The following is a 19079-nucleotide window of genomic DNA, read 5'->3' on the forward strand; positions in this document are numbered from 1 at the left end:
CGCTTCTCGGCCACAAATCACTGCCGCTCGCTACGGTTTTGTCAGGCGTTGCAAGTATGGATAGCACCGCTCTAACAGCACACTTTTCCAGTCAGCAAGATCTACAAATCACCGGTACACTCAGCAATATCAGTCTGACTTCACCGGAGTGCCCATGCACCTAGTACCATTTCGCTACCTGACCTTCATTGCGACGGCCACCATCTTTGTCCTGTCCCTGTTTTACTATGACCATTACTGGCTGCCCCTGCTGGCCGGTGCACTGACCCTGGTCGGCTTCAGCGACCTGCTGCAAACGAAGCGCGCCCTGCGCCGCAATTACCCCATCCTCGCGCATTTCCGCTTTTTCTTCGAGAGCATCCGCCCCGAAATCCGCCAGTATTTCCTGGAGAGCGACAGCGAAGCGACGCCGTTCTCGCGCAGCCAGCGCAGCATCGTCTACCAGCGCGCCAAGGAGCAGACGGACAAGCGGCCATTCGGCACCCAGCTCGACGTGTACCAGACGGGCTACGAATGGATCAACCATTCCATCGCCCCCGCCAAGGTCACGGGCCACGATTTCCGCATCGAGATCGGCAACCACCCGGACTGCCCGCGCGACAAACCGTATTCGGCCAGCGTCTTCAATATTTCGGCGATGAGCTTTGGCGCCCTGTCGGCCAACGCCATCCTGGCCTTGAACGGCGGCGCGCGCAGCGGCGGCTTCATGCACGATACGGGCGAAGGCAGCATCAGCCCCTACCACCGCGAAAACGGCGGCGATCTGGTATGGGAAATCGGCTCCGGCTATTTCGGCTGCCGCAACCAGGACGGCACGTTTTCGGAAGAACGCTTCATCGCCAACGCCAGCTCCGAGCAAGTGAAAATGATCGAGCTGAAAATGTCGCAGGGCGCCAAGCCGGGCCACGGCGGCGTGCTGCCCGGCCCGAAAGTGACCATCGAGATCGCCACCACGCGCGGCGTGATGGTGGGCGAGGATTGCGTCTCGCCGGCCGCGCACAGCGCCTTTTCCACGCCAATGGAAATGCTGCATTTCATCGACCGCCTGCGCACCCTGTCGGGCGGCAAGCCGACGGGCTTCAAGCTGGCCATCGGCCATCCATGGGAGTTTTTCGCCATCGTCAAGGCCATGCTGGCAACGGGTATCACGCCCGACTTCATCGTCGTCGACGGCAGCGAAGGCGGCACGGGCGCGGCGCCCCTGGAATTTACGGACCATGTGGGCACGCCGCTGCAGGAAGCGCTGGTGCTCGTGCATAACACCCTGGTGGGCGCCAACCTGCGCGACAGGATCAAGATCGGCTGCTCGGGCAAGATCATCACGGCCTTCGACATCGCCCGATTGCTGGCACTGGGCGCCGACTGGTGCAATTCAGCGCGCGGCTTCATGTTCGCGCTGGGCTGCATCCAGTCGCAAAGCTGCCACACGGACCGCTGTCCCACGGGCGTGGCCACGCAAGACCCGCAGCGCCAGCGCGCACTGGTGGTGTCCGACAAGATCGCCCGCGTGGCGCACTTCCACCAGAACACCATGAAGGCGCTGGCCGAACTGATCGCCGCCGCCGGCCTCGCGCACCCGCAGGAACTGCGCCCGCATCATCTGGTGCGGCGCATCTCGCCGAACCAGGTGAAACTGGCTTCGGCCCTGCTGCCCTTCCTGGAAGCGGGACAATTGCTCGACCCGAGCCAGCTGCCGCAGCTGCCGCCCGTGTTCGGCCTGTACTGGCCCAAGGCCCAGGCGGTATCGTTCCAGCGCCTGGATTGAGATGGCCGCTGCGCAAGTTGAGCAATACCACTTAATAACCACTTGCGCAAAAACCTGAATCCAATACAATACCAAAACAAGCACAAAACAAGGCAGCTTTTCCGGTGACGGCCGCGCCGCGTCGCCACGGGCCACAATACGTCTGCCATCATCACAATGAATACCGGAGGAGTTGCAGCATGGAACAGGGTTTGCGCGAAAAAGTAGGACAGTTATTCATGGTGGGCTTCGACGCCCTGCAGGCGGACGAGCACATCAAGACCTTGATACGCCAAAAAAAGGTGGGCGGCGTGATCCTGTTCCGCCGCAATGTGCACACGCCCGCGCAAGTGTCAGCCCTGTGCCGCGAACTGCAGGAAATCAACGCGGAAGTGTCCGACATTCCGCTGCTCATCTCCATCGACCAGGAAGGTGGCATGGTGATGCGCATCGAGCAGGGCGTCACGCCAATTCCCGCGGCCATGGCCTTTCAGGCGGCCGGCTCCATCGAGGATTGCGAACGCATGAACCGGATCAGCAGCGATGAAATGCGCCAGGTGGGCATCAACCTGCTGCTCGCCCCCGTGCTGGACGTGAACAACAACCGCAACAACCCCGTCATCGGCGTGCGCGCGTATGGCGAGGATGCCGCCACCGTCATCGACTACGGCATGGCGGCCATGCGCGGCCAGCGCGCCAGCGGCGTGGCCGTCACTGCCAAGCATTTCCCCGGCCACGGCGACACAGCCATCGACACGCATTACGCCATGGCCCTGGTCCCGCATGACAAGGAACGCCTGCACGCCGTCGAACTGGCGCCCTTCCGCGCCGCCATTGCCGGCGGCGTAGACGCCATCATGACGGCGCACGTGGTCTTCCCCGCCTTCGAGGCCGACACCAGCGTGCCGGCCACACTGTCCAAAGGCGTGCTGACGGACCTGCTGCGCGGCGAGATGAAATACAAGGGCGTCGTCATCACCGACTGCCTGGAAATGGCGGCCATTGCCGACGGCATCGGCATCGCCCAGGGCGCCATCACCACCTTGCAGGCGGGGGCCGACATCGTCCTCATCTCGCACCGCGAAGCGCAGCAGACAGCCGCCATCGAGGCAGTCGTCGCCGCCGTGGAGCGCGGTGACATTCCCATGGCCCGCATCGACGCAGCTTGTGCGCGCGTTCTTGAACTCAAGCGCAACCGCGCCGTGCGCGACTGGCGCTCGCGCCCCGTCGTCCCGCCTGCACTGATGCAGCCGGCCGCCATGGCCCTGTCGCAGCTGCTGCAAAAGGCCGCCTTACGCGTGCAGGGCGAATACCGCGCGCTGGACGCCAGCTTGCCCGTGACCCTGCTGACGGTGGAAGTGCGTTCGCGCAGCGAAATCGATGAAGTGGCGCTGGGCCGCAACAAGGAAGCGCGCAGCTCCATGCTGCCGGCGCTGCTCGAAGCGGGCCTGGACGTACGCGAATATGCGCTGTCGGCCGAAGCGCTGGACGAAGAGGTCGATGCCGCGATCGCCTTTGCGCAAGGCGCGCAGCAGATCGTGCTGCAAACGTATAACGCCATGTTCGTCGACGGCCAGCGCCGCCTCGTCGAGGCCCTGCCGCAGGATAAGCTGTGGCTGGTGGCGGGCCGTTTGCCCTACGACCTGGACCTGGCGCCGCACGCGCAAGGTCGCCTTGCCGCCTTCGGCTGCCGCCCGGCCGCGCTGGTGCCCGTGGTGGAAAAGCTGGCGGGCAAGGCGTAAGACCACGCCGCCCTCCTGCACATGCCGGGCGTTACCCGGCATGTTCTATTCTGCGTCGCAATCGAAGCGCACGCCCGTCATCTGCTCGCTCAGCGCCCATAGATGGCGCGCCTGCGCAGGATCGACGGCCCAGCGCCGCACGCCCGGCCCCGTGCTGTCGCCAGGTGCCAGGGCGGCGATATCGCAATCCTCGCAATACACGCCTCCAATACCCTCGAGCTGCGCGCTGGTGGCGCACCAGACGGCCGTGGCTGCGCCCTGCGCCACATTCTTGAAACCCGATTGCGGCGGCGGATTCACCTGTCCGGCCTCATCGAGCGCGCCCACGCGGCGCAGGTCATCGAGGTCCAGGTGGCGCACCAGCGGCGTCAGGATGGCCCCCGGATGCAGCGAGAAGGCGCGCACGCCGTGCGTCGCAGCGCGCCGGTCCAGTTCCACGGCAAACAGCGCATTGGCACTTTTCGACTGCGCATACGCGCGCCACTTGTCGTACGGCTGATGCAGGAAATGCGGGTCGTCCAGGTCCACGCCTGCCTGCCGGTGTCCCAGCGACGACACGCACACCACGCGTGCACCCTTCGCCCGCCTCAAGGCGGGCCACAAACGCGCCGTCAGCTGGAAATGCCCCAGGTGATTCGTCGCGAACTGCGCCTCGTAGCCACGCGCATCGCGCAGCAGGGGCGTGGCCATGATGCCGGCGCCATTCACCAGTACGTGCAGGGCGCGGCCGCTGGCAAGAAAGGCGGCGGAAAAGCGGTCGATGGCTTGCGGATCAAGCAGGTCGAGCGCGGCGACCTCCACGCCGGCCATGCCAATCAAGGCCGCTTGCGCCTGATGCGGATCGCGCGCCGGCACCAGTACGCGGGCGCCGGCGCCGGCCAGCACGCGCACCGTTTCCAGCCCCAGGCCCGACGCGCCGCCCGTGACGATGGCCTGCACGCCGGACAGGTCGCGGCCGGCCAGCGCCTCGGTGGCGGTCGTAGTGGCGTCGAAGCCGGAGTGCAGGGGAGTTTGTTTATTGTCGATGCTGCCCATGGGGTCTGCCTTTGCAAGTAGAGCCAGTCCGAATGGCTGGCGAGATGGACATTTTGCGCGCAAGGAACTGGACTGTGAATGGCGTAAAATCTGCAATACTATCGCCATCGTCCAGAACTGAACCCCACCATGGATTTACTCTCCGATGTACTCTCGCTGCTTGATACGCGCAGTTCCTATTTTGCGGGCCTGAAGGCGGGTGGCGACTGGGCCATCGACTTTCCGCCGCCGGAGGGCATCAAGTTCAACGCCGTGATCGAAGGCGGCTGCTGGCTGACGGTCGCGGGCATCGACGCTCCCGTGCAGCTGCAAACGGGCGACTGCTTCCTGCTCGCGCCTGGGCGCGCGTTTACCCTGGCCAGTACACCCGGCTTGCCAGCCGCCTCGGCGCTGGAAGTGTACCGGCACGCGCCGCAGGGCGTGGCCCGCCACGGCGCGCCGGAACATGATTTTTTCCTTATCGGTGGACGCTTCAGCTTTGGCGACGAAGCGACCATCCTGCTCGACTGCCTGCCCCCGCTGCTGCACCTGCGCGGCGATACGGACCAGGCCAGCGTGCTGCACTGGGCCTTGCAACGGCTGGCGCAGGAATTGCAGGCGACGGCGCCCGGTGCGGCGCTAATGACGCGCCACCTGGGCCACATGATGCTGCTGCAAATGCTTCGCCAGTACCTGGCAGCGCAGGCTTCGCATCCAGTGGGCTGGCTGTTCGCGCTGGCCGATCCCCGGCTGCGCGCCGCCATCGAGGCCATGCATGCGCAGCCGGCGCGGCGCTGGACCTTGCAGCAGCTGGCCGCCGTCGCGGGGCAGTCACGCTCGGCCTTTTCCCTGCACTTCAAGAATAGGGTGGGCGTGACGCCGCTCGACTACCTGCTGCGCTGGCGCATGCGCCTTGCCACACGGCGCCTGAGGGACAATGCCGCGACAGTGACGTCGATTGCGCAGGCGCTGGGCTACGATTCGGACAGCGCCTTCAGCCACGCCTTCAAGCGCGTCATGGCCTGCTCGCCGCGCCAGTACCGGCTGCGTCACGCGGGCACGCAGGCGTAAAAAAACCCGCAGCAGCGGGTTTTTTTACGTTCAGGGCCGCGTGACGGGCGGCAAAGCGGCCACCGCCAGCAAGGCAAACGGCCCGAGGAAGAGGCCGATGCAGAACCAGGCGCCGCCATTGCGCCCACGCCGGCTGGCCAGCAGCCAGGAGGCGATCGCAAACAAAAACATGAAGATCAACAGTATCGCCATTGCCACTCCTTGCCATGCGGAAACCCCAGTGTAGCCGACGGGCGGGCCCGTGCCTAGACGTACATCAGTCCTGGCGCTGCACCTGCATCAGGATCACGCGCTTGCTGCTGCCATCGGCCGGCGGCGTGGCGGATGGCGGCGGTGGGCTGTCGCAGGAGCCGCAGGAACCGCAGCCACTGCCGCAGCCCGGCGCCACCTTGAAAAAGGTCGACATCTTCGCCTCATCGAGGCCGCAGCGCACCAGGCCACGCACGATGGCGCGGCGCACGCCCGCCGGCAGGTACTTGGTCGAAAAATGCAGCAGCGCGGCTGCGACGATCAGGGCGACGATAATGGTTTGCCACATGGTGTACTCCTAAGCGCCCAGCATCAGAGCGACGCGGTACGTGATGAACGAGGCTGCGTAGGCCAGGGCGAACATATAGCCGGCCATCAGCAGCGGATAGCGCCAGCCTCCCGTTTCGCGTTTCACCACGGAGAGGGTCGACAGGCACTGCGGCGCGAACACATACCAGGCCAGCAAGGACAGCGCGGTGGCCATTGACCAGGAATGGGCGATCAGCGGTTCCAGGGTGGAGGCCAGCGCGTCGCCCGTTTGCGACAGCGCGTACACGGTGCCCAGGGCGCCGACGGCCACTTCGCGCGCCGCCATGCCTGGCACCAGCGCGATGCAGATTTGCCAATTGAAACCGATGGGCGCGAAGATCACTTCCAGGCCGCGGCCCAGGATGCCGGCCAGGCTGTAATAGATCGGCGGATGGATCGCGTTGTCCGGCGCGCCGGGGAAGGTGCTGAGGAACCACAGGATAATCATCAGGCTCAGGATGATGGTACCGACGCGCGTCAGGAAGATCTTCGCGCGCTCCCACAGGCTGACGGCCAGGTTGCGCAGATGGGGCCAGTGGTAGGCTGGAAGTTCCAGCATCAGCGGCTGGTTGCCGCGCACGCCCATGCCGCGCTTCATGACCCAGGCCACGGCCATGGCCGAGATGATGCCGGCGAAGTACAGGACAAACAGCACCAGGCCTTGCAGGCTCAGATAACCCCACACCTGGCGCTGCGGGATGAAGGCGGCGATGATCAGCGCATATACGGGCAGGCGCGCCGAACACGTCATCAGCGGGGCGATCATGATGGTGACCAGGCGGTCGCGCGGGTTCTGGATGGTGCGCGCCGCCATCACGCCGGGAATGGCGCAGGCAAAGCTCGACAACAGCGGGATGAAGGCACGGCCCGACAGGCCCACGCCGCCCATCAGGCGGTCCAGCAGGAAGGCCGCGCGCGGCAGGTAGCCGCAGTCTTCCAGGCTCAGGATAAAGAAGAACAGGATCAGGATCTGCGGCAGGAATACCAGCACGCTGCCGACGCCGCCGATGATGCCTTCCACCAGCAAGCTTTTCAGGTGGCCATCGGGCATGTTCGCCGTCAGCAAGGCACCCAGGTGGCCCACGCCATCGGTGATCATTTCCATCGGCGTGGCAGCCCAGGCAAACACTGCCTGGAAGATCAGGAACATCAGCGCGGCCAGGATGAGGGGGCCGAACACGGGGTGCAGCACCACATCGTCGATTTTTTCCGTCAGGTTGCCCGTGTCGCTGGTGTTATTGCTGACGGCTGCCAGGATGCGGCGCACTTCGCGCTGGGTTTCTTCGACGCTGACGGCATCGATGGCCGCCAGCGGTTTTGCGTCCACGACCGGCAGCGGCAGCATGGCGTCAATGGCGTTCAACAGGGCTTTTTCGCCGTCGTGCTGCACCGCGACGGTTTCCACCACGGGCATGCCCAGTTCTAGCGACAGCTTGGCCGTATCGATGAGCATGCCGCGCTTGCGCGCCACGTCCGTCATGTTCAGGGCCAGCAGCATGGGCAAGCCCAGGCGCTTGACTTCCAGCACCAGGCGCAAGTTCAGGCGTAAATTGGTGGCGTCGACCACGCAGATGATGGCGTCCGGGCGCGGGTCGCCCTTGCGCAATCCCCCCACCACGTCGCGCGTGATGGCTTCATCGGGCGTGGTGGCGGACAGGCTGTAGGCGCCCGGCAAATCGAGCAGGCGCACGGGCGTGCCGGCGGGCGAAGTGAAATGGCCTTCCTTGCGCTCGATGGTCACGCCGGCGTAGTTCGCCACTTTCTGGCGCGCACCCGTCAAACGGTTGAAAAGGGCGGTCTTGCCGCAATTCGGGTTGCCCAGCAAGGCAATTTGTGGCTGATGCGGCGCTTTGTGCGCGCCCGCATCGACGATAGTTTCGACAGCACCCATGGTTATTCCGGTTGAAGCAGCGGTTGAATCGTGATCAGCGCCGCTTCGAAGCGGCGCAGTGCGAACGTGGCATTGCCGACCTTGATGGCCAGCGGGTCGCCGCCGGGCATGCCGCGCTTGAGCATGCGGAGTCGTTCGCCAGGAACGAATCCCAGCTCCATCAACCGGCGGGCGAGATCGACGCCGTCTTCCGTCTGTCCTGCCGCGTGGGGCGTGATATGCAACACCGTGCCGCTCTGGCCGACTGCCAGCGCGTCGAGCGTCATCAGGGGTGGAACTAGTGTCATGAGCAAATTCCGTTCAAATTAAGAACACCGGGGACAGACTGCTGCGCGCGGCGCATGCCCTGGGTGTTGTGAGGTAAAACGCAACTGTTGCGCATTACCGACAAGCGGCCTTTCAAACTGTCCAGACGGCGACCGTCCGAGACAATACCAGCATTATAAACATGAATGCGAATTGTTTTTATTTGGCCCGGAGAGTGGCCCCTGTCAAGGGCTGCGCCATGCGCGCGAAGCGCATATCAAGCTGCCGCGCCGAGCCGCCAAGCGCCGCACACTTGATCAAAATCGCTTGCATTGTCCTGCACTTTGCGCGACAATGAAACGTAATGATAATGATTCTCATTAAAACACTAGCAACAATGCTTCAGGGTACTAGTGTCTATTCATCATCCAGCCAGAAGGTGTATCAATGATTGTATGTGTCTGCAACAACATATCTGATCGTGAAATCCGTCAAGCCGTCGATCTTGGCCTCTCCAGCATGGCCGAACTGCGCCGCGACCTGGGGGTGGCCACCTGCTGCGGCAAATGCCATAGCTGCGCGCGGGAAGTGCTGAACGATCACTTGAGCGCCACCGTGGTACTGCAAGAAACCGTATTGATGCGAGCCGTACTGACAAACTAAAGAAAGCGATGAACGCCATGACGATGATGCCCCCGCCCGTAACGGTGCAGGCCGTGCAACAATTTGCCAACTTCGACAAGAAGCGCAACAAGTTCGCGCCGCTGATGGCCATCGTCGTCCTGCATATCGCCGGCTTTTACGCCATCCAGAGCGGCCTGTTGAGCCGCGTCGTCACGGCGGCCATGCCGACCATCACCACCATCAGCATCATCGCCCCGCCGGCGCCACCCAAGCCCCCGGCACCGTCCGTACCGAAAACCGTGGAACTGAGCGCTCCCGTGCCGCGCGCCGTGATCCCGCCGCTGCCGCTGATCGCCGTGGCGCCGAGCGAACCGACGATCACGCCGCCACAGCCTACGCGCGCAGAAGCGGCGCCTGTGGCCGCCGCCGCGCCGGCAGCGCCATCGACACCGGCGCCGTCACCACCTGCACCCGCGGCACCGCGCACCGTCAGCAGCGTCGAATATATCAAGGCACCGCAACTGATCTACCCGAATTTGTCGCGCCGCCTGGGCGAGAGCGGCACCGTGGTATTGCGCATTCTGATCAATGAAAAAGGTTTGCCTGAGCAAATCCTGATCCATAAATCGACCGGCTACGGCAACCTCGATGAAGCGGGCCGCCAGGCCGCGCAGCGCGCGCTGTTCAAGCCCATGATCGAAAACGGCAAGCCCGTACCCGTGTACGTGCTCGTGCCCCTGACCTTCCAACTGAGCTAGCCTTCCGGCGGCCCTTGCGCCGCTGCCAGCCCGCAAGCATCGCACCGTGTGCCTGCTTGCTTTTTTGCACCCTGTTTTTAGTCAAGCGATTTGCTTGTTTCAGTCTGCCAGCCACCATCCCCGGGCCAGGCAGACTTTTTTTTGCCAGATGCGCAGCGCGCTATGGGGTCAGACCCTCAACACCGCCAACGCAAAGTTCAGCGCCAACGTCGCCGGGGGTCTGACCCCAGCCTTACATCTCCGCCCACATCCTGAGCAGGTTGTGGTAATGCCCCGTCAAGCCCACCGTCGCCGGCGAATCGCCGTGCTCGCCACGCACGCTCTGGATGTTCTGATCGAGTTCGAACAGCATGCTGCGCTTCCAGTCTTCGCGCACCATGCTTTGCGTCCACAGGAATGAACAGATGCGCTCGCCACTGGTGACGGGCAACACCTGATGCACGCTGCTCGACGGATACACGATGACGTCGCCTGCAGGCAGCTTCACTTCATGCGTACCGTAGGAATCGACCACCACCAGCTCGCCGCCTTCGTACTCATCCGGCTCACTCAGGAACACGGTCGAGGAGACGTCCGCGCGCATCGACTGCATGCCGTTTTTCGGCGTGCGGATGGCGCCGTCGATATGCAGACCATAGTGCTCGCCGCCCGCGTAGCTGTTGAAGAACGGCGGCAGGATGCGCAGCGGCAGCACGGCCGAAAAGAACAGCGGATTGGCCATCAGCGCGCGGCTGACGATCTCGCCCAACTCCAGCGCCAGCGGCGAACCCTCGGCCAGCTGGCGGTTGCGCTTGACCTGCGCGCCTTGCGCCCCGACGCTGGCGCGACCGTCGACCCAGTCCGTCTGCGCCAGGCGCTGGCGAAAATGCGTCACCTGTTCCGGTGTCAGCACGCCGGGTATATGCAGCATCATCTTGCTATCCTTTGTAGTGAGTTTCCCCGGTGATTATCGCATCGCCACCAGCAGCCAAGAATACGTAAAGGCAAGAATGTCGCAAACTTTTTGCGCCGTTTCCACGCGACAATCCAGGCCCGCTGAAAACGCACGACAGACGGCATGAACGCGAATGAGAATGGCCTTCATTTTCCTTGACAAATAAAAAACGGAAAAATCTGGCAATCCATTTGAGAATGGGTTTTATTCGCACGATATTTACGTTAAATAGACGGAAAAACACCGTTTCACAGCAAGAAACGCCCATATTTTGCGCTATCATGCGGGCATAGCGAGACCGGCAACCTGCGCGCCACCAGGCAGCCCTGCGCCACCCGGCAGTGAACGCCAGCAGCCTCCGGTTTCATCATCGAACGCGACACAGAACAAAGGAAATCCCATGAAGGGCGATAAAGAAGTCATCCGCATGCTCAACGCACAGCTCACCAACGAACTGTCGGCCATCAACCAGTACTTCCTGCATGCGCGCATGTACAAGCACTGGGGCCTGGAAAAGCTGGGCAAGAAGGAATACGAAGAATCGATCGGCGAAATGAAACACGCCGACAAGCTGATCGACCGCATCCTGATGCTCGACGGCCTGCCTAACCTGCAAGCGCTGCACAAGCTGCTGATCGGCGAGAACACGCCGGAAATGCTGGAATGCGATTTGAAACTGGAACGCGCCGCGCACGCCACCGTCAAGGAAGGCATCGCCATCAGCGAAAAAGCGGGCGACTACGTCTCGCGCGACCTGTTCCTGATGATCCTGGAAGACACGGAAGAGCATATCGACTGGCTCGAAACGCAGATCGATCTGATCGCCAAAGTCGGTATTCAGAATTATCTGCAAAGCCAGATGGCGATTGAAGAGTAATCCTTTCGCAGCATCGTAAAAAAACCGGCAGAGCCGGTTTTTTTACGTCCGTCCTCAAGTCTTTGTGGCCTGCGGCGGGCGCAGCTTGACGAACAGCACCGCCACCGCAGCGCACAGCAACAGGGCGCCGGCCAGCCGGATGACGTTCTCCGGATTGCCGCCCAGCCAGCTGCGGTAATACAGGGGCAGGGTGAAGATCTGAATGATCATCGGGATGACGATGAACATGTTGAAGATGCCCATGTAGACGCCCGTGCGCTCGGGCGGAATGCAGCCGGCCAGCATGATGTAGGGATTGCCCATGATGCTGGCCCAGGCCAGGCCCACGCCCAGCATGGGCAGCAACAGCAGCGCCGGGCTGTGGATCAGCGGGATGCTCAGCATGCCCACTCCGGCCGCGCACAGGCACAGGCTGTGCATGCGCTTGGGGCCGAAACGGCGCGTGAACGGCACCAGCGCAAAGGCAGCGACAAAGGCGACGAAATTGTAGAAGGCACCCACCTGCCCGTTCAGCAGGCCCGCGTCGCGAAAGCCTTGCGACGCGGGGTCCGTCGTGTGGAACAGGGTCGCTGCCAGCGACAGCGCAATGTACTGCCAGTAGCAGAACATGGCGTACCACTGGAACAGGTTGACGATGGCCAGCTGCTTCATCGTCGGCGGCATCTCGCGCAGGGCCGCGCCGATATCGGCCAGCGTGTGGCGCCAGCCCGGCGGGCGGCTGCGGATGGCCGCCAGCTCGGCCGCCGTGAGGGGGTATTCCGGCGTCGTCTTCAGGGTCCACAGCACTGAGGCAAGCGAGAACACGGCGCCGATCAGGAAGGCGGCGATGACGATATGCGGGATATGGCTGCCATTGACGGCATCCTTGTTCATGCCCAGCATGACCAGCAGCGATGGGGTCAGGTAGGCCAGCGTTTGCCCCAGCCCCGTAAACGCACTTTGCGTAAGAAAGCCCAGCGAATGCTGCTTCTTGTCCAGCTTGTCGCTGACAAAGGCGCGGTATGGCTCCATCGTCACGTTGTTGGCCGCGTCGAGTATCCACAGCAGGCTGGCGGCCATCCACAGGGTAGGACTGAACGGCATGGCCAGCAGGCCCAGGCTGCACAGGATGGCGCCGATCAGGAAGTACGGCGTGCGACGGCCCCAGCGCGTCACCGTGCGGTCGCTCATGGCGCCGATCAGGGGCTGCACGAGCAGCCCCGTCATGGGACCGGCCAGCCACAAATATGGCAGGCTCGCCTCGTCGGCGCCCAGGTATTTGTAGATGGGGCTCATGCTGCTTTGCTGCAGCCCGAAGCTGAACTGGATGCCGAAAAAACCGACATTCATGTTGACGATCTGCCAGAACGACAGATGCGGGCGGTGCGTGGTGGCGTCGCTCATGCCGGTTCCCTTTCCAGCCACAGCATATGCCAGGGCTGCAGACATACGGTGCCGGCCAGCACGCTGCCATCGAGGCTGTTGCGCCACTCGCCTGTTGGCAAGGTGTAGCGCTGACTGGCGCCGCTGAAATTGCTCAGGTTGAGAAACGCGTCGCCGCGCAGCAGCGCCAGTACGGCCGGCGTGTCGGCGGGCAGCACGCTGCGCGGCGCAGCAGCGGCCAGGGCCGGCAAGCGCCTGCGCGCGTCGATCAACTGGCGCAGCGCCAGGTACAGCCGGCCGCTGGCGCTCACGCCATCGTGGCGCCATGCGAGCAGGCTGTCGTCGAACGCCGGGCGCTGCAGCCAGCGGCTGTCCATCGCCCGGTCCGCGCGCTGCGTGTAGCTGTAATCGTTGGTCATGCCCAGTTCATCGCCCATGTACAGCACCGGCAAAGCGCCAAAGCTCAAGGCCAGGCCATGCAGCAGCAGCAGGCGCCGCAACGCGTATTCCTGCTCCTGCACCGTAGTGGCGCTTTCCAGGCCGGCCAGCGAGGCGGCCATGCCGTTGCTGCCATGCGCCTTGTCGGCGCTGCTGCTCTGGAAGGCGGCGCCGCGCGCATAACTGCCGGTGCCCGGCGTGCCGGCAAAGAACTGCGCGATGCGCGCCAGGCGCGCCGGCCCGTCCGCGCCTGCTTCATTGAGCAGCACGTTCCAGCCGATGTCATCGTGGCAGCGTACATAACTGAGCCAGCTTGCGGCCGGCGGCAGCGGTGGCGTGGCGGCGATCACCTGCTGCAGCAGATCCGTGCTTTCCTCCGCCAGCGCGCCCCAGCCGGCGGCCATCAGGCTGCTGTGATAGGCGATATGGCATTCGGGCGCGGCATCGCTGCCAAAGTAGGCGGGCAGCTTGGGCGTGGGCACGATGGCTTCGGCCTTGAGCAATACGCCAGGCGCAACGAGGTCGGCGATGGCGCGCAAAGCTTGCAGCAGGCTGTGGGCTTCAGGCTGGTTCATGCAGTCCGTGCCTTCGCGTTTCCACAGGAAGGCCGTCGAATCGAGACGGAATACTTCGATGCCCTTGTTGGCCAGGCCCAGCATGGCGCAGGCCATGGCCGCGAAGACGGCCGGATTGGCGTAGTTCAAATCCCACTGGTAGGGATAAAACGTGGTCCAGACCCAGCGCTGGAGCTCTGGCACGAAGGTGAAATTGCCCGGCGCCGCCTGCGGGAAAACCTGGCCTACCGTTCGCTCGTAGCGGTCCGGCTGCGCGCGGTCGGGATAGGTGTGGAAAAAATCGCGCAGCAGCGGATCGCCCGCCTTCGCGCCCAGCGCCCACGCATGGTCGTCGGCCACATGGTTGAGGATCAGGTCCGAGCACAGGCTGATGCCGGCTGCGCGCAGCTGCGCAGTCAATGCCTGCAAGTCGGCATTGCTGCCCAGCGCAGGGTCGACTTCCTCGAAACTGGCGACGGCAAAGCCTCCATCGCTTTCGCCGGCGCGCGGCCGCAAAAATGGCAGCAAATGCAGATACGTCACGCCCAGTTCGCGCAAGTGGGCAATGCGCGCGGCCACCCCCTGCAGGTTGCCGCCGAAACGCTGCACGTAGGCGCTGTAGCCCAGCATGGACTGGCTGGCAAACCAGTCCGGCTGCGCTTCGCGCTGCGCATCTTGCCGCAGCAGCGCCGGCGCGCGCGCCGCGTATAGCCGCCCCACGCTTTCCATCAGGTCTCCCAGCCAGGGCAGGAAGTCCGGCCGCTGGCCATACAGGCTGCCCAGGCGGTCAAGCAAGACCGCCTCCTGGCGCGCGTAGCGGCGCGCCGCATCGTTGCGCAAGGGCGTGGGGAGCGGCGCCAGCAGGCGCGCCAGGGGGCTGCGTATCGACATCATGAATCCTATCCTTGCTTAAAATGCGTATTTCAGGCTGACCTTGACGGCGCGCCCCGTGATCGAGCGGGCAGCATGGCCATCACCCTCGACTTCCGTATAGCCGATCTTGTTGAGCAGATTGTTCGCCGTCAGCGCCACCTGCATTTGCGGCGTAAGCTGGTAATTGACGAAGGCATTGAGCACCTGGTAGGCGGGCAAGGTGATCGTATGCGCATCGTCGCCCCACGACTTGCCCGTGCCGACCAGGCTGGCGCCCAAGGTAGCCGCTCCCCATTCATAGGTAGGCGCGAGCTGGTACACGACACGCGCCTGGCGCCGCGGCGTATTGCCGATCAGCGCCACATCGGCCGCTGCCGTGCCCGTGATCTCGGCATCCGTGAACGTCAGGCCGCCATTGATGCGGAAGTCGCCCGTGCTGTAGGCCGCTTCCAGTTCCACGCCCTTCGCTTCATAGCTGTTGGCCGTGCGCAGCTGGGTAGTCGCTTCGTAATTGCTTTCCTTGGTCTTGGCCTGGAACACGGTGACGAAGGTACTCAAAGGACCTTGGCGCCATTTCACGCCGCCTTCAAGCTGGCGCACGGTATTGATGGCCACGGGCACGCTGCCATCCAAGGGCGTGCCGAACAGGATGCGGTCGGCATTGAAGGCCACGCCTTCGCTGACACGGGCAAACACGGCCAGGTTGGCTTGCAGCTTGTAGTTCGCGCCCAGCGAGTACGAGGTGTGGCCCAAGGTGTAGTCGACCTGCTGCACCGTCGACGGCAGATAGGCTTGCGCGCCGGTGGCGATATTGGCCGTGCCGCTGGCATGCTGGCGGTCGCGCCGCAGGCCGCCGTCGAGATTCAGCGCACCGCTTTCCCAGGCCAGGTTCAGGTATGGTGACGTCGTGCGGTACTCCATGTCGACGGCGCGCGAGCAGCAGGCACCGAAGGCCGGGCCGATGTAGCCTGGCGTGCTGCTGGCCGTTTGCAGCAGCGCCGGCTGGTCGCCCGTGGCCTGCATCAGGTATTCATTGAAGTTCCAGGTCAGGCCCAGCTTTTGCTGCGACAGGTACAGGCCGGCCGTGGTGGTCAGTTTGCCGCTGTCGAGAACAAAAGTCTTGGCCAGCTTGGTGTCGCTCAGGGTATTGCTGGCGTCGTCGATCGAGGTATTGAACACCACGGCGGAAAAGGCCCGGCCGACATAAGGCTTGCCCCGATTCGGCCCGCTCGCAAACACATAGCTGCCGTCGCTGCCGTTATTCGACGGGAAGACGCCCGTGAAGCGGCCGGAATTGTCTGCGTAGCGGAAGTTTTCGCTCACACTCCAGCCCTGCCCAAGCTTGAATGATGCTTCCAGGCCTACGGTGTCGCTCTTCACGTGCAAGCCGTCGTTGACGCGGGTGGCCACGCGCTGGTTATCCTTGTTCAGCACCATGTCGGGCACCCAGTACGGCGAATAGAAACTGGCCTTGCGCGGGTCGATGCCGGCGATTTCCGTGATGCGGCCATTGCTCACGCTGACCGGCACCGGCAGGGCCGTGGGCGACTGGTCGTCGAGGTGCTTGAACGACAGCCGCACGAAGCCGCTGTCGAATTCATGCGTGACATTGCCGCGGATCTGGCCGCCCTTTTCACTGTTGACGCCACTGTGGCGGATGCCTTCGCCCGTACGCCAGGAGCCGCCGATGAAGAAGCGCGTACGCTCCGAGAGCGGCGCGCCATAGTCGAAGTCCACGCGGGTCTGGTCATAGCCCAGGCCGCGGCTGATGGCCACGCTGCCACCCTGCTCCTTGCCATTCTTGCTGATGAAATTGATGATGCCGCCCGGCGAGTTGGTGGCCAGGGTGGAGGCCGAGCCGCCGCGCACCACTTCCAGGTGGTCCAGGGTGGAATCGATTTTCACGAAGCTGTCGGGCGTGGTGAAGTTGAAGTCGCCAAACTGCAGCACCGGCAAACCATCTTCCTGGATCTGCACATAGCGCGCGCCGCCGGCGGAAATGGGCAGGCCGCGCACGGTGATGTTGGCATTGCCTTCGCCGCCCGAAGACTCGGCCCGCAAGCCCGGCACCGAGCGCAGGACTTCGGCGGCGCTGGTCGGCGCATTGTGCAGGATGGTGTCGAGTTCCATGCTGCTGACGGAATTACTCGATTTCATTTTCGACGTGCCGCCGGTGGTGCCCGTGACCACGATGCGTTCCAGGTTCAGGCCATCGGCGGGGGCGGCGCTGGCGGTGTCGCCGGTGGATTGTGCCTGGGCCGCGCCCAATTGCAGCATGGCCAGGGCGACGGCTGCGGCCATGCAGCCGCGTTGAGCAGTACGTGTCTTCATCTTGTCTCCAGTGTTGTATGCCGATACATCGAGGTATCCGCTTGTTATGAGTCCTGGCCGCTGCATGCCGTGGCGCGCTGGCTGAGCCGGTACGTCATTATTCAACGAATAAGAATTTATTGCAATCGATTGCAATCGAGCACTGCAACATGAAATTTATGTTGTTTTTAAGAGAATAATACGAAGGGAGAAGAGTTAAAAAGCGCTTATACGCTGAGCAAACAGGGCTTTTCATGCGGCACTGCAGCATGAAAATATAGGAGGTAAATCTAAATTATTGCAATCGGTTGCAACCGATGAAGCATGCCCACCTCAGCGGCCCGAGGCGCGTACGATCAGCTCGGTTGGCAATTGCTGGGATGGCGCTGCTGCGCCGTCGACCAGCGCCAGCAGCGAGGCCACCAGCGCGCGCCCGGCGGCGCGGATCGGCTGGCGCACGGTGGTCAGCGGCGGATGGAAATACGCGGCCAGTTCGATATCGTCGTAGCCAACCACGGCCACCTGCTCCGGCACGGCCACGCCGCGCACGCGCAGGGCACTGATGGCGCTCATGGCCAGCAAGTCGCTGCAGGCGAAGATGGCGTCGAACGGGAGGCGGCGGTCCAGCAATTCCTGCACGTCCGTCGCGCCGCCCTGCGGCAGGAAGGAGCCGGCCACGTACAGTTGCGGGTCGGGCACCAAACCCTGCGCGGCCAGCGCCTGCGCATAACCCTGGTGGCGCTGCGCCACTTCGGGCAGCTTGGCGTCGCCAAAGAAGGCGATGCGCGTGCGCCCCGCCGCCAGCAAGTGTTCCGTGGCCAGCCTGCCACCGGCGACGTTATCGCCGCCGACGGTGCAATACAGCTGCTGCGGCAATTGCGCGCCCCACACGACGATGGGCACCTGGCGCGCGGCCAGCTGATTCAGTTGTTCATGGTGGCGCCACTGGCCGATCAGGATAATGCCGATCACGCGGCCGCTATCGAAAGACTGGGCGGCAGCATCGAGCGTTTCGGCATCCACGCGCGAGATGAGCATGTCGAAGCCCTGCTCCGTCAGCGCATCGGCAAGGCTGCCCAGCATGCTGAGGAAAAAAGGGTCGGACAGGTGCTGGCGCGTGGCTGCGTCATACGGCACCACCACGCCTACCGTGCGGTTCTGTTTCAGGCGCAGGTTTTGCGCGCCGATATTGATGGAGTACTTGAGCGAACGGGCCAGCGCGATGACGCGCGCGCGCGTCTCTTCATTGACCAGCGAACTGCCGCTCAGCGCGCGCGACACGGTGGACGTGGATACGCCAGCCAGGCGCGCGATATCGGCCATCTGCAGGCGTTGCTGCGCCTTCGAATCGGTACCGGTCATCGTACGCTCACTGCGGCACGGTGTCCTTGAACGATGGCCGCTCGGACAGTTTGTCGAACAGGCGCGCCAGCGCGGGATGGTCCGCACGCCAGTCGATTTCCGGGAAGCGGAAGCTGAGCCAGCCCAGCGTGCAGCCCACGGCCACGTCGGCCAAGGTGTAGTTCTTGCCGGCGCAATACGCACTCTCGCCCAGGCGCGCCTCGAGCGCGGCCAGGCCCAGCGTGATCTTGTCGAGCTGGCGCGCGATCCAGGCCGCGCTTTGCTGCTCGGGAGGGCGCTGCGTGCGCTCCAGGCGCACCAGCACGCCCGCGTCAAGGATGCCGTCGGCCAGCGCTTCCCAGTTCTTGATATCGGCCCGCTCGCGGCCATTGCCGCCGGCCGGCAGCAGCTTGCACACGGGCGTGAGCGTGTCGAGGTATTCGACGATGACTTTCGAATCGATCAGCGTGCTGCCATCCTCCATCACCAGGCAGGGCACCTTGCCCAAGGGATTGGCCTGGGCAATGCGGGTTTCCGGCACCCACACGTTTTCCAGCTCGAAGACATAGTCGAGCTTTTTTTCCGCCAGCACGATACGGGCTTTGCGGACATACGGGCTGGCGAGGGAGCCGATCAGTTTCATAGGTACTTTAAGGTGAAGGAGCAGCAATCAGTATAGCATCGGCGGCAGCGGCGTTTGGCAGCACGCGCCTGGCGCTGCCTCAGGTGTGGCAGGCACGCC

General features: G+C 63.7%; 17 protein-coding genes. 6 read left to right on the forward strand and 11 right to left on the reverse strand.

Annotation, left to right across the window (positions count from 1 at the left end; translation table 11 throughout):
- The first annotated feature begins 154 nt into the window (after positions 1–154).
- Both CLU92_RS18180 and nagZ read left to right on the forward strand, forming a co-directional pair.
- On the forward strand, positions 155–1765 hold the full coding sequence (locus tag CLU92_RS18180) for an FMN-binding glutamate synthase family protein (protein WP_101483039.1): 1611 nt from the start codon (positions 155–157) through the stop codon (positions 1763–1765).
- A 179-nt stretch (positions 1766–1944) separates the two neighbouring features.
- Complete coding sequence (nagZ, locus tag CLU92_RS18185; RefSeq protein ID WP_101483040.1) at positions 1945–3486, forward strand: beta-N-acetylhexosaminidase; 1542 nt, start codon at positions 1945–1947, stop codon at positions 3484–3486.
- 45 nt (positions 3487–3531) lie between these two features.
- Here the strand turns inward: nagZ and CLU92_RS18190 are convergent, their stop codons facing one another.
- Positions 3532–4512, reverse strand: a complete 981-nt coding sequence (locus tag CLU92_RS18190; RefSeq protein ID WP_101484761.1) for an oxidoreductase — start codon at positions 4510–4512, stop codon at positions 3532–3534.
- Between the two features lie 138 nt (positions 4513–4650).
- On the opposite strand from CLU92_RS18190, the gene CLU92_RS18195 reads away from it, so the two are divergent.
- Positions 4651–5571 carry an AraC family transcriptional regulator gene (locus tag CLU92_RS18195; RefSeq protein ID WP_101483041.1) on the forward strand — a complete coding sequence of 307 codons (921 nt, stop codon included), beginning with the start codon at positions 4651–4653 and terminating at the stop codon, positions 5569–5571.
- A 30-nt stretch (positions 5572–5601) separates the two neighbouring features.
- On the opposite strand, the gene CLU92_RS27840 is transcribed toward CLU92_RS18195, so the two are convergent.
- From CLU92_RS27840 to CLU92_RS18210, 4 genes are all read right to left on the reverse strand, one after another.
- Positions 5602–5763, reverse strand: coding sequence for a hypothetical protein (locus CLU92_RS27840; RefSeq protein WP_180338540.1), 162 nt, complete (start codon positions 5761–5763; stop codon positions 5602–5604).
- A gap of 64 nt (positions 5764–5827) precedes the next feature.
- On the reverse strand, positions 5828–6109 hold the full coding sequence (locus CLU92_RS18200) for a hypothetical protein (RefSeq protein ID WP_101483042.1): 282 nt from the start codon (positions 6107–6109) through the stop codon (positions 5828–5830).
- Positions 6110–6118: 9 nt separating this feature from the next.
- On the reverse strand, positions 6119–8020 hold the full coding sequence (locus tag CLU92_RS18205) for a ferrous iron transporter B (protein WP_101483043.1): 1902 nt from the start codon (positions 8018–8020) through the stop codon (positions 6119–6121).
- Positions 8021–8022: 2 nt separating this feature from the next.
- Positions 8023–8307 (reverse strand): FeoA family protein, encoded by a 285-nt coding sequence (locus tag CLU92_RS18210; RefSeq protein WP_101483044.1) that lies wholly within the window; start codon positions 8305–8307, stop codon positions 8023–8025.
- 406 nt (positions 8308–8713) lie between these two features.
- Between CLU92_RS18210 and CLU92_RS18215 the strand changes: the two genes are divergently transcribed.
- Positions 8714–8929 carry a bacterioferritin-associated ferredoxin gene (locus CLU92_RS18215; protein WP_101483045.1) on the forward strand — a complete coding sequence of 72 codons (216 nt, stop codon included), beginning with the start codon at positions 8714–8716 and terminating at the stop codon, positions 8927–8929.
- Between the two features lie 17 nt (positions 8930–8946).
- Complete coding sequence (locus CLU92_RS18220; RefSeq protein WP_101484762.1) at positions 8947–9648, forward strand: energy transducer TonB; 702 nt, start codon at positions 8947–8949, stop codon at positions 9646–9648.
- A gap of 232 nt (positions 9649–9880) precedes the next feature.
- Here CLU92_RS18220 and CLU92_RS18225 read toward each other — a convergent pair whose 3' ends face one another.
- A complete protein-coding gene (locus CLU92_RS18225; protein WP_101483046.1) occupies positions 9881–10561 on the reverse strand; it encodes a Fe2+-dependent dioxygenase in 681 nt (226 codons plus the stop codon).
- 421 nt (positions 10562–10982) lie between these two features.
- Here CLU92_RS18225 and bfr point away from each other — a divergent pair, with 421 nt between their 5' ends.
- Positions 10983–11459: a bacterioferritin gene (bfr, locus tag CLU92_RS18230; protein WP_034745609.1), complete on the forward strand. Its 477-nt coding sequence runs from the start codon at positions 10983–10985 to the stop codon at positions 11457–11459.
- 54 nt (positions 11460–11513) lie between these two features.
- On the opposite strand, the gene CLU92_RS18235 is transcribed toward bfr, so the two are convergent.
- From CLU92_RS18235 to CLU92_RS18255, 5 genes are all read right to left on the reverse strand, one after another.
- Entirely contained in the window at positions 11514–12842 is a 1329-nt protein-coding gene (locus CLU92_RS18235) for an MFS transporter (RefSeq protein WP_101483047.1), read from the reverse strand.
- Positions 12839–14707, reverse strand: a complete 1869-nt coding sequence (locus tag CLU92_RS18240) for an alpha-amylase family glycosyl hydrolase (RefSeq protein ID WP_257561116.1) — start codon at positions 14705–14707, stop codon at positions 12839–12841. The genes CLU92_RS18235 and CLU92_RS18240 overlap by 4 nt, the downstream gene beginning before the upstream one ends.
- Positions 14708–14722: 15 nt before the next feature.
- Entirely contained in the window at positions 14723–17017 is a 2295-nt protein-coding gene (locus CLU92_RS18245) for a TonB-dependent siderophore receptor (protein ID WP_101483048.1), read from the reverse strand.
- A 312-nt stretch (positions 17018–17329) separates the two neighbouring features.
- Positions 17330–18358, reverse strand: coding sequence for a LacI family DNA-binding transcriptional regulator (locus CLU92_RS18250; protein WP_101483049.1), 1029 nt, complete (start codon positions 18356–18358; stop codon positions 17330–17332).
- Positions 18359–18365: 7 nt separating this feature from the next.
- On the reverse strand, positions 18366–18980 hold the full coding sequence (locus tag CLU92_RS18255) for a glutathione S-transferase N-terminal domain-containing protein (protein ID WP_101483050.1): 615 nt from the start codon (positions 18978–18980) through the stop codon (positions 18366–18368).
- Positions 18981–19079 lie beyond the last annotated feature (99 nt).

This window comes from Janthinobacterium sp. 61 (assembly GCF_002846335.1).
GTDB lineage: Bacteria > Pseudomonadota > Gammaproteobacteria > Burkholderiales > Burkholderiaceae_D > Janthinobacterium.